We start from the raw sequence: 12,060 nt of genomic DNA on the forward strand, positions 1-12,060 counted from the left end.
AGTTTGATGATTATTTGCTGTGTCGCAAACGAGTCCATGCCAGTGTGCTGATGGCTAAGAACACCAGTGCGCCGACAGCAACGGTAGAGGCCACCACAGGCGTGCCTTCTTTATCCAGCAAGGTGTAAAAGCCAATCATCAGCAACATAAGGAAATTTTCAACCAGGTTTTGTATGGCAATGGCGTGACCTGCGCCTACGCTTTCGTGTCCGCGCTCTTGCAATAATGCGTTTAGCGGCACCACGTAAAAACCACCGCATGCGCCAATCACAATCAATAAGGCAATCGCCACATAGAGGTTGGTGACATAGGCGAAAGCCATGATCAGCAAGCCGATGAGTATGCCAGCAGGTAAAGCCCGATTGACGTTACCCAGATTCACATACTTGGCGGCAGCGAAAGCGCCAAAGGCGATACCAATTGCTACTGCCCCACTGAGGTTGGCAGGAGTGCTCAAATCATGAATATTCAGCGCAACAGGCACCCATGCGACCAATAGAAACCGTAAGGTGCTGCCCGCACCCCAAAATACACTGGTGCCTACTAGTGAAAAACGCGCGTCTTTATTGCTAAAAAGCGTTTTGAGCGCGTGGATGAAATCTTTCAATAATGGCACCACTGCAAATTTTGCCAATGGGTGCATAGGTTTTAATCGAGGTATCAACAAATTAGCCGCTGCAGCAAGCAGGTAACAACCAGCAATAGCAGTCAGTGCGCCCGTTGCCGAGTGGTCTGCCAGCATACCGCCAACTACAGCACCCAGCAGAATGGCGACTATGGTTGAACCTTCTATCATGCTATTGGCTTGCACCAGTTTTTCGGCGCTCACCAATTCGCTCAAAATGCCGTATTTGGCAGGGGAATATGCCGCTGCACCGATACCAACCATGCCGTAAGCCAACAGCGGGTGCAGGCCTGAAAGCATCGCCGCTGCGCCGATGAACTTGAGGCCGTTGGCAATCAACATCACTCGGCCTTTGGGTAAGGCATCGGCAAATGGCCCAACGAAAGGGGCAAGAATAATAAACGCGACCACGAAGAATTCCTGCAATAGTGGAATCTGCCAGGCTGGGGCAAGATGCGTTTTAAGTAACGCAATTGCAGCAAACAGCAACGCATTGTCAGCCAGCGCTGAAATGAATTGTGCGATAAGTACCGCGACCATACCGCGAGAAAGCAGACCGCCATGTTTATCAGCGTGGTTCGAAGTGATTGGTTGATGCGCCATAAGGTATTCCCCGATAAGTAATTGATATTGTCTTAGCGACTATTGTTTAGTTTTATTGTAATCAGATGATTTCAGTAGCGATAGCACCATACCCACTAACACCAGAACCCCAAGTAAAAGCCCACCCCAAAGCCACCAGCGTTTGTGGTCTTCAGGCGTTGACCAGGTATTTTCTGTTGTTTTAGCCGTAGCACTCACTTGTGAGTTTTGCAGCTTGATTTGGGCAAACGGCAATTGCTCCAGCTTTTCAAGCTTGAAATCAGGAATCAGGTTTTCTATATTTAGATGATTGGCAATCACTGGCTCGCCAGACTCGCTTTCATCTATTTGGAGCTTAAAAGGTGAGTTACCGCGGGCGTTCCATATAATCACCTGCATTGGCCAGCCCAGCGCTATTGTTGGATTAGCGGCTCCGATTCCGCCCGTTGCGTTATTGAATTCCAGTTGCCAGTAGCGTGCGACCGTAGCGTAAATACTGATGTCCGGATTGGTGATTTCAATATTCTGGCCACTTGCATTACTTTCAACCATGCGATAAACCGAAGTACTAATCACTGTGCGCCAAGGCTCGCTGACTTTGTTACGAACACTGATTTTGGCTGTGGTAATAGTGTTGTTTTCTGGCAGCTTGACCCGCACAAATTCGGCGGGTAAATGCCCATTAGCTTCAAACTCAATGGTACTTTTCCCTGATTTCGCATCATCCATACGCTTAGGATTAGCAAGGGTTTGCCATAGTAGCTTTGGCACTTGATTGCTGACGGCAACTGATTCTGCCTCGACACGAGTCAAGGTAAATGCTTGTGCGCTATTGGTGCTATGCAACTGAATATAGCGCCGGGTGATCGGGCTAGTGAGCTTAATCGTATTTTGCAAGATGCTGCCAGCAGCGTTTGATGTTTTCAACAAAATACCTTGGCCGACGCTATTCCAGTGATTGAGATCATCGCTTGCCAGCACTTCGACCGCTATCATTTTGGATTCAGTTTGTGCCCAGTCCAGAATCAGTTTTTGAAAATCAGGATGTTTTTTACCGGCATCCAGTAAATAGACCATCCCTGCTGAACCTGTTTTTGGATCCCTGACTTTTGAGCTCTGACTAATAGTGACTGTAGTTTTACCAGCAGTTTTTTCAAGCTGTAGTCTTAAGTCTTCCGCCCCAGATACTGTTATGTGGTCGAGTGTATCTGCCTGTAACGCAAAAATCGGCAATGTGATGCTCTTATTGATGGGGGCTTGAGAGATATGCGCAAGCGACTTAGCCAGCAAGGCATAAGGCACTTGCTCACCAGCCGCATTGGTAATCACTATGTCGCTGAGGTTATCTTGCCGCGTATATTGATAGACCTCTAGCGGCAACTCGGTGCGATATAGCGGGGCATTAGTTTCAGTAGACAGCGCGAATGTGGCCGACATAACAGCAGGCGAAGTCAGCCAAAACGAGCCACTTAACAACAGCCCAAGAAATAGTTTGCTTGGGCTCATAGTCTTGCCTCTTCATCTGATTTAATCATTTTTGCAGGCGGCAAGGGCGCGAAATAGCCCATGACCAGCAGCAGGATGCCTGCGCCTATAAATGAAATAATGCGTTCTACCGAACCATGCTCAGCCAGATCAAGCATGAATAATTTGAGCACGACTAAACCCATCAGCGCTGCACCTACTATCCATAATCGACGATGCGCCAATCTGTGTGCAGCAAGCATAAGGATGAGTGCAGTCAAGCTCCAGAGGAATGTGAACGACACCTGCACCAGCGTGTAGTCAAAAATGGCTGTCCACCTAAACGGCGTACCTGCCCAGTAGTGCAGGGTGCGAAGCAGCATACCGTTGAGCAGCGCAAAACCCATTAGCCCTGCTAGAGGAGGAGTCACGCTATTGAGGGTATTGGTAAAATTGCCAGCAATAAAATAAGCAGCAACAGTCCGCTTCCAGATCAACAACATTAACAACACAGCGGCCAGTGAAATATCGAGCGGATTAATCAATGGAATATAGGGCAGCGGGCTCGCATCACCACTTGAATATAGCGACATAACTAGATACCAGCCGAGTAAACACAGCACAATCGGCACACAACCATGCCATAACCAGGCGCGTGTATTGCTGAATGCTGCTTCGTAAAACTCGGATTTTTGTTTGGATTTCTGCCAGCAAACCAATATCGCGATCATCGTCACAGGTACGATAGCCCAGCTTATATCACGCCAGGTTAAGGTATAGACTGGTGCTTCTGCTATATACGTTTGCATCCAGAACATGCACTCCAATATGCCCAATATAGTTGCTAGCCAGAGGGCTGGTGCACGCATGAGGCTACCTGATTTATAAGTCTCACATCGCAGCAACCACGCATACACCGCAAAAGCTAACGGCCAGGTTAACCAGCCAAAATTACTGAATGGATGACGAGCAAAAATCTCGACCAAGGTAGCAATCGCCAGAGCAGGTAATAACAGCGCACTTAATGAGGCTAATCTTGACCAATTTAATTTAGCTGAAATGATGGGCAGCAGCAGGCTGGTCAAGGCAAGGAATAACATGCAGGCATGATCGTAATAGGCAGCAGGCAGAAATTCATCAATCGCTGAAAAGCCAGCACCTACCCACCATAGCCAGCCCCATATCGCCAGCAATGTACTCATTATTTTGGTTTTTTCAGGAATATATTTGACTAATAAGGCCCCGCAAGCCCAGCCAGAGAGCGCTATAAATGCCACACCCAAAAACATATTTTGGTGGGCGGATTCTGAATAGCCTGTTAAGCCCCAGCCACAGGCAAAAGCCGCTGCGCCAAGTAATTGCAAAGCCAAACCAGCGAGTAGCAGGAATGTACGTTTCTGCCGCAACCCAACCCACACCAACCCTACACCCTCAACTGCCCAAGCAGCTGAAGTCCAACGGCCATCCAATGCCAAGGGCAATGTCAGTGTGGCAAAACCTATACCCAGCGCTAAAAAGCACTCTCCCAAAAATTGCAGCGTCTCACGCTTGCGGGTCAATATCCACCACGCCATTGCGATGTAAAAAATGGCCAGTGCAAGGGCACTGTAAGCCAGCCCAAAGTGTGAATCGCGCAACAACGCATATTGCAGGCTAAAGCCTAAAAGTGGCGTGCCAAATACCAGCGTCGCATCCACATAATCCGAAGCTTTGATAGATTGCTTGTGGGCATAGACCACTGCAATCAACGTAAACAATAGAAAGTGAATAATCAAAAATGGTTCGGTACTGGCAAAATACTCAGGGATATAACTTTGACTGCCCCACAGCGTGCCGATAGCAAATGTAAACGCAAAGCCCAACACATTCAGCGGCCGCCAGCTTTTATGGAATGCAATAAAAGCAATGCCGAGATTCAGCACGAGATAATAGCTAAACAAATCAACATGGCTACCATGGCCGCTAGAAGTCAGTATTGGTGCCAGAAAACCACCCGCAAAGCCCAGCACTGCTAATGGCATCGCGGATTGCAAGACAGCTATCAAGGCCGATAAGAAGGCCACTACAATCAGTAGCATAAAAGCGATATTCGGCGGAATGAGTTGATAGAGCTTGAGTGCGGCAAAAATAGTGAGGTACATAATACCCACGCCACCCCCCTGTATTGCCCATGAATACTCAGCCCTGGTGTTGCGTAGTTTCCAGCCCAAGGCCAGTAAAGCGACGCCAGATAGTGCAATACCAGCCATGCGGAATTCAATTGGCAAGTGTGAATGCTCAGCCGCATATTTCAACAAAAAACTAATGCCGATGAACAGAATAACAATGCCCGAACGTACCAATGTATTACCGCCAAACAGCCAATCTTTGGCTGCATTGATGGCCTTTTCTATAAAGTTGGGTTCAACAATCTTGGGCTTGGGCTTCCACTCAGCCTTTGCTTGGGTGACAGGTCTTTTTGGTGGAGTAATCTCAGGCTCTGGGTTTGCAGTCAGTGCCTGCTTTTCAAGGTCTTCATCACTGATGGATTCAGTCTCATCAATATTTTCTATACGCTTTTCTACAACGGGCACAGCAAGACTTACAACTGTTGGTTTTACTTGTTTTTGGGTATTTTCGTCTTGCAATGGTGATTGATTAAGCTGCACTTTCAACTGGCGCAACTGTGATTCAATATTTTCCAATCGCCGCTTTAACTGCGCCTTTTCATCTCCATTAGTAAATAAGGTGAAGAAGCTGATGAACCCACCAAGCAGACCGATAAAGCCAGCAATACCTAACAATACAAATAATGATGTCATTTATGGACTCAGTCTGGGTTAAAGAAACGGCGGGTTTCAAATACACTGGCAGGGAAACTCTGTTCCTCAAAACGTAACAAGCGTTTTAATGCAAGATCAAATAAAAGTGGGTTGTATCCGCGCAAATTCTCTAAAAATGGTACGGCTGTCTCTTCGAGCAATCCTTGCTTTGCCAATGCAGGTGGACTATATAGCGGCATGATGCCAGGCAGCGGATAATCGGAGCCATTGAGCAAACGGGCATGCCAGTCGGGACGCTGCAGAATAGGTTTGATCGCCCAGGCATGATTAAAAAGTGTCAGCGCTGAAATTTCCCCGCGCAGCAATTCAGCATATTTTGGTTCATCCATCATGCGGGCAAATAACTCGAAGCTTTTGACCCGTTCGCCGTTTTTGCCTTGGTCTAAATCAATATCATCGCCATCACTTGCACAGTGTGCGAGTACGACTTTTACGCCATGATCCAACGCGCGCCTCAACCTTAAAGGATTACCGTCATCCTGATTACCACCCTGCACCGCACTTTCTCGGCCAGTGTGACTGATAATCGGTATCGCCAGTTTGGCGGCAGCTTCATAAAAACGGTCGCACTTTTCTGAGAGTGGATCTATACCCATACCATTTGGCAACCATTTAATGGCTCTTGCACCTTTAGATTTAGCTTCTTCAAGTGCATCAACACAATCTGCACGGTAAGGGTGGATTGAACAAACCCACTCAAAATATTGAGGATGCGCATGGGCGATTCGGGCAGCGTAATTATTGGGGATATTAAAGATGGAATGCGGCTTTTGTGGCTTGCCAGCTTCATCATGAAACCAGTCAAACGCGAACAACATTGTTTTAAAACCCGCAGGCATTTCAGCGACTAAATCAACCATACGCGCAACCGTACTTTGATCTATGTGGTCAGGGTCTGCGCATGCCCCATTCATGTAAAAGGCTTTTTGCAGTTTAAGAATGGGGTGCCAATAACTATCCATGTTTGGGTTAAACCATGGACTATCACTTGTCGCAGAATCACCTGTACCTACAAGATGTACATGGCAATCCCAAACCTGGGCAGAGTCTAAGCCTTGCCAGACTTTTTGCATGAGTGGGTGGTTACGTACCTCATCTGGCAAGCCTGGCAGACAGGGATTCATTAATCCCGGTTTAGGCCAATATTGGTAGCCGCCCCAGGCAGCAGCTGAAGCGCCCAATAACCCCATCCCTAGTATAAAATCACGCCGCTTCATGAGGCTGTTTCCGCCATATTTTTAAGTGTCACATAGTCTGTTTTACCCGTACCTAGTAAGGGTAATTCTGTAACTACAATTATCTTTCTCGGGATTGCCAGTTCTGGGCTACCCAGCTCGCGTGCTGAAGCTTGCAGTGCATCGCGCACCAAATCTTTATCAGTAGTGAACAATAGTATGTTTTCGCCGCGCTGCGCGTCAGGCTGTGTGCTGGCGGCATGCTGATGTTCTGGCGAGGCTTTGCTAGCAATCTGTTCTACAGTTTCTAGCGACACCATTTCGCCTGCAATTTTGGCAAAGCGTTTGACGCGGCCTTTGATGATGACGAAACCATCTGGATCAATCTGCACGATATCGCCTGTGCTATACCAGCCATCTTCTGGCGCTTTGAGCACGCCAGGGTTATCAAATAGGTAATAGCCAAGCATTACGTTTGGGCCTTTTACGTACAAAAGACCACCATCGTTGATGCCAGGAACTGCTTCCAACCTTGGTTTCAGGCCTGGCAATAATGGCCCTACGCTACCAGCAAGATTAGCCATGGGCGTGTTGACGGCGAGCACTGGGGCACATTCGGTGGCGCCATAACCTTCCAGAATGCGAATGCCAAATTTCTCCATCCAGCTTTTGCGTACTTCTTCATTAAGTTTTTCTGCGCCAGCGACCACATAACGTAATTTATAAAAGTCGTAAGGATTGGCGAATTTTGCATAGTTACCAAGAAAGGTGCTGGTGCCGAATAACACCGTGCAGCCACGGTCATAAATGACTTCTGGAATTACTCTATAGTGCAATGGCGATGGGTAAAGGAACAGCTTGCTACCCGTGACCAAAGGCATGATTGCGCCACAGGTGAAGCCGAAGGCATGAAACAGTGGCAGTGCAATCATGAACTTGTCAGCAGGCGAAAAATCAATCACTGCGCGGATTTGCGCAATATTGGAGAGAATGCCGCGATGTGAATGCACCACCCCTTTGGGTTTGCCTTCTGAGCCTGATGTAAACAGAACCACTGCTGCGGCATCGGGGTGAGATTTTTTCACTGCAAGGTTTGGCGACCACAAGGCAAAACCCATTAGCCAAAGCTTATCGAGCAAGCTGAACTCGCTACGTAAGTCTTCAAGATAAACAATACGTACGTTTTGCAGCGCATTGACGACTTCAACCAGTTTAGCTGTTTCTAAAAACTGTCTAGAAGTCACAATAGTTCTAATGTTGCCTGCAATACAAGCGTTTTGCATACCCGCGGTACCTGCCGTGTAATTCAACATAGCTGGCACACGTTGCATGGCACTCATACCGAAAATCAGGCAAACAGTATTCGTGACGTTAGGCATAAGCACGCCGACACTTTCATTCACAGCTGTCGTTTTTTCAATCAGGCGACCAAAAGCCAGTGTCTTTTTCAGCAGGTCGCCATAGCTTTCTTCTGTTTGCCGCATATCTTCCACCAGCAAGGTTTTGCGACCGTGAATATCTACAGCGTCTAGAAATGCGCTGAATAATGTTTGCACAGGCTGTGAAGCAAACAGCATTTCCTGCATGGTTCTGCGCATGGCATCGCCTGCCTTGCGGCGCCTGATTTTGGCAGTAGGTGCATCAGGCATAGGGATTTGGGTTGTTGGTAATATGGTCAAGGTGACCTTGGGGAACAGTTTGCGCGGGTAATCACCAGAGAGGCGGCTAAAATAGCTACGTGCTGCACCATCAAGCCTGACTGGCAAAATAGTGGCGCCTGTTTTGGCTGCAACAAAACCTGGGCCATCATAGACCTTCATCAAACTACCTGTGAGCGTAATACGGCCTTCGGGGAAGATCACAACAGGTTTGCCTGCCTCAAGCAGCTTAATGACTTTTTTCATCGCCAGCGGGCTGGTAGGGTCAACGGCCAAGTACGGCACTAAACGTAAAATCAGGCGAAACACCCGGCTATTGAGCACACTGGTATGCACCACAAACGTAGCACGAATCGGCAAAAACAGACCTAGCAACAAGCCATCCAAAAATGACTCATGATTAGCAATGATCAACAGTTTATTTTTACCTTCGGCATCTGGCTTTGGCACATTCAGCTTGCCGATAACTTCAATACGAAAAAATACCCTGCTTAACCCTTTTAATATTGCTGCCACCATCTTTTTCCCCTTGTTTGACGAACAACTGAATTGCTCAATATTTTTAAATCTGTGTATCGATATAATTCAAGACTTTGGTTAACGCATCCTGCATTACTTCTTTGTTGATCCAGAAATAGACTTCTTTACCTACTTTTTCACTTTGTAGTACACCGCTATCTCTCAACACTTTTAGATGGTGATTGACTGCACTGCGGCTCAAAGTTGACGCTGCCACTATCTGTGTAATGTGCATGCGTTCATCTGGCTCGAACGACAGCAAAATACGTTGGCGCTGTTCATCACCCAGGGCAACGAATATGCCAGAGGTGCCTGACCACTCGCTTGGAATCATCAAAATGCTCTTCATAACTACATAATTAGTTATTTAGTTATGAGTGTCAATCATTTTTTTGTTCAGTCTTCAAAAAGTCGCTGCGATGATTAAAAGCGCTGGCGCGCAAACGTACATAGACACTGGGACGCAGTTTGCCTAAACTGCTTGTCTTTCATACAAATCTCACCACAGCTAAAAAGTTATCATGCACGATTTAATTCACTCGCTCGCCAAAGAGACGATTTGCCCCAAAATAGAAGAATCTGGCTTCTGTTTTGCAAATGCTGAACAGGTGCGTAGCTGGTTATTGACAGGTGAGTTGCACGCATTGGATGACTGGCAAACCTTTGCCGATAGCTGGAATGAGATGCCGATTGATGAATACATGGCAGATGGTGGACGTTACCGGCGCAGGCGCCATGCCACTTTGAGCGCTGCCAGCCCGGCAAGTGAAATCAAGCTGGAGCCACATCAACCGCACTACCAAAGTCTGGATTACAACACCTTAAATGGCGGCATCCCGCGTAACTTTGCGCCCATCAATGAGTCGATCGTGCGTGGCCAAACCATGCAAAGCTTGCTGTATTTCTGCCAGAGTATTTTTGGTGAGATGTTGCCAAGCGCTAAATGGCATATTGAATGCCACCAGTTTCGCATTGAAGCCAGTAGTGAAGCGCATGGCAAGCCAACCCCAGAAGGGGTGCACAGAGATGGTGTAGATTTTGTGCTGGTAATGATGGTAAAACGTGTGAATATTTCCAGTGGCACCACTACCATGCATGATAACCAGCAACGTACGCTAGATAGTTTTACCCTAACACAGCCACTGGATTGTGCGATTGTGAACGACAAACGCTGTATGCATGGCGTAACGCCGGTGGAACAGATAGATCCAAGCCAGCCCGCTTATCGGGATGTATTGGTAATTACCTTTAAAAACCTTAATATTCAACCAATGTGAGCGATACATAACATTCTGCTAGCAAACCCTAAAACGCTGTTAAACAGTTGAGCATTTGCCATGGATAAAAAGAGCCCTACCGAAGTTGCCCGCCAGACCTTATTGCAGCTAACTACGCGCAAAATCGCGCCTACGCCTGACAATTATCGCAAGATGTATGATGAAATCAGTGGTGTTACCTCAATTGATCACTCACTTGAGCTGGCAAGAACACTCGATAGCGTGCTGCAAGAAGCAGGGCAAAAACAGCCTAAATATATCGTCGCCGCACAATCCATCAATAGCCTGATTACCAAACGTGATTGGGCCAAGCTTGAAGACCAATTACGAAAACTCATCCCCGTTGGCGATGTGGATGATGCGATCACTTGGCCGATGGTCGTGCGCAATCTGGTGAAACAGCTTGAGGTGAATCATAAGGGGATTACCAACACACGTAAAAAAGAGGGCCTTAACCGCGTATTGACCAACTTTGGCCAAGACCCTGATGTGCTCTCACAAAAAATTCACGCGCTGGTTGCCTCTTGGGGCAGCGGTACTACTGAACAGATGGTAGATACTCCAGCATCTGCATCACCCATCAATACAAACACGCCAGTAACCCCTGCAGCCAGCAACGCAAAAATCAATCCTGAAGATTTGATTGATGTAGTCATCAGGGACGACAGTGATGCAATAGAAATCAGTAAATTATGGCGCGAGATGTTAGTAAAAACGCTCGAATTAGTCATTGTTCCACAGCTAAAGTCTGTTCCCGATGCATTTGCTAAAGCAGAGATATTGCTAGCTGATACTAAGAACGTACAAACCAAACAGCATATTGTGAAAGTAGGGGAGCATCTTAAAGGCGTTCTATTTAGCCTGGAAATGCATAACGATTCACAAAATCGTATTCGTGAGGCCTTGTTGCAACTCCTGCGACTCATGCTCTCTAGCATGGGTGAACTGGTGGTTGAAGACAAATGGCTGCATGGGCAAACGCTGCTAGTGAACGATATCTTGGCCAAACCACTAGACATCGAATCACTCTATAACGCTGAAAGTAGCTTGAAAGAGCTGATCTTTAAACAAGGTGAAATCAAGCCTGGCTTGATAGAAGCGCAAGAAACCCTGAAAAAAATGGTGGCTACTTTTGTTGAGCGCTTGTCCGAAATGACAGAGAACACCAGTGAGTATCAGAGCAAAATCGAAGGTTATCAACAGCAAATCAAATCAAGCGAAAATATTGTGGAGTTCAACACACTGCTTGATAACCTGATGGAAGATACGCGCACTATCGGTTTAAGTGCGCAACGCTCCAGAGATATGTTGAACGAAACCCAGCAAAAAGTGAAAGAAGCTGAGCGCCAAATTTATGAGCTCACTGTCAAGCTGGACCAAATCAGCGAAGTCGCACATGAGGATTACCTGACGGGTACATTGAACAGACGCGGTATGGATGAAGCATTGTTACGTGAGTTCAGCCGTGCCGAACGCTATAACATCGCGCTCAGTATCGCCATGATGGATATTGATCACTTCAAGAAAATCAACGATACCATGGGTCATACCACAGGCGATCAGGCACTTTCTCATCTGGCAGGTGTCATTAAAAAGTCACTGCGCACGACTGACGTAATTGCCCGTTATGGCGGTGAAGAATTTATTATTATCCTACCCAACACCGAGCAAGAAGAAAGTATCACTATTGTCACTCGCGCCCAACGTGAACTGACCAAGAATTTCTTCATGCATGAAAATAAACGGGTGCTCATTACATTCAGCGCAGGGGTCGCCGAACGTGCACCTGGTGAAGAACCAAACTCAGTCATCCCAAGGGCAGATGCGGCGCTCTACCAAGCCAAACAAAGCGGACGTAATCGTGTAGTTGGCGCGCCGCCTATCGCTGAAAAAAGTAGTAGCACAGACGATAATGATGCCGAGAATGAATAACAAAAA

Annotated in this window: 8 protein-coding genes; 2 read left to right on the forward strand and 6 right to left on the reverse strand. The window is 47.1% G+C overall.

Going from position 1 to position 12,060, the window contains the following annotated elements; genetic code table 11:
• Window positions 1-10: 10 nt before the first annotated feature.
• The 6 genes from lplT to ZMTM_RS13200 are packed head-to-tail and all read right to left on the reverse strand — an operon-like array spanning window position 11 to window position 9,179.
• Complete coding sequence (gene lplT, locus ZMTM_RS13175) at window positions 11-1,228, reverse strand: lysophospholipid transporter LplT (RefSeq protein ID WP_221764280.1); 1,218 nt, start codon at window positions 1,226-1,228, stop codon at window positions 11-13.
• Between the two features lie 39 nt (window positions 1,229-1,267).
• Entirely contained in the window at window positions 1,268-2,713 is a 1,446-nt protein-coding gene (locus ZMTM_RS13180) for a DUF3999 domain-containing protein (RefSeq protein WP_221764281.1), read from the reverse strand.
• A complete protein-coding gene (locus ZMTM_RS13185; protein ID WP_221764282.1) occupies window positions 2,710-5,472 on the reverse strand; it encodes a DUF2339 domain-containing protein in 2,763 nt (920 codons plus the stop codon). Before ZMTM_RS13185 ends, ZMTM_RS13180 begins: the two co-directional genes overlap by 4 nt.
• Window positions 5,473-5,480: 8 nt before the next feature.
• Complete coding sequence (locus ZMTM_RS13190) at window positions 5,481-6,710, reverse strand: amidohydrolase family protein (RefSeq protein WP_221764283.1); 1,230 nt, start codon at window positions 6,708-6,710, stop codon at window positions 5,481-5,483.
• Complete coding sequence (aas, locus tag ZMTM_RS13195; protein WP_221764284.1) at window positions 6,707-8,845, reverse strand: bifunctional acyl-ACP--phospholipid O-acyltransferase/long-chain-fatty-acid--ACP ligase; 2,139 nt, start codon at window positions 8,843-8,845, stop codon at window positions 6,707-6,709. Before aas ends, ZMTM_RS13190 begins: the two co-directional genes overlap by 4 nt.
• A gap of 43 nt (window positions 8,846-8,888) precedes the next feature.
• On the reverse strand, window positions 8,889-9,179 hold the full coding sequence (locus ZMTM_RS13200; RefSeq protein ID WP_318840511.1) for an ArsR/SmtB family transcription factor: 291 nt from the start codon (window positions 9,177-9,179) through the stop codon (window positions 8,889-8,891).
• Between the two features lie 187 nt (window positions 9,180-9,366).
• Between ZMTM_RS13200 and ZMTM_RS13205 the strand changes: the two genes are divergently transcribed.
• Both ZMTM_RS13205 and ZMTM_RS13210 read left to right on the forward strand, forming a co-directional pair.
• Window positions 9,367-10,122 (forward strand): 2OG-Fe dioxygenase family protein, encoded by a 756-nt coding sequence (locus tag ZMTM_RS13205; protein ID WP_221764286.1) that lies wholly within the window; start codon window positions 9,367-9,369, stop codon window positions 10,120-10,122.
• Between the two features lie 60 nt (window positions 10,123-10,182).
• On the forward strand, window positions 10,183-12,054 hold the full coding sequence (locus tag ZMTM_RS13210) for a GGDEF domain-containing protein (protein ID WP_221764287.1): 1,872 nt from the start codon (window positions 10,183-10,185) through the stop codon (window positions 12,052-12,054).
• Window positions 12,055-12,060 lie beyond the last annotated feature (6 nt).

It is taken from the genome of Methyloradius palustris, assembly GCF_019703875.1.
Classification (GTDB): Bacteria; Pseudomonadota; Gammaproteobacteria; order Burkholderiales; family Methylophilaceae; genus Methyloradius; species Methyloradius palustris.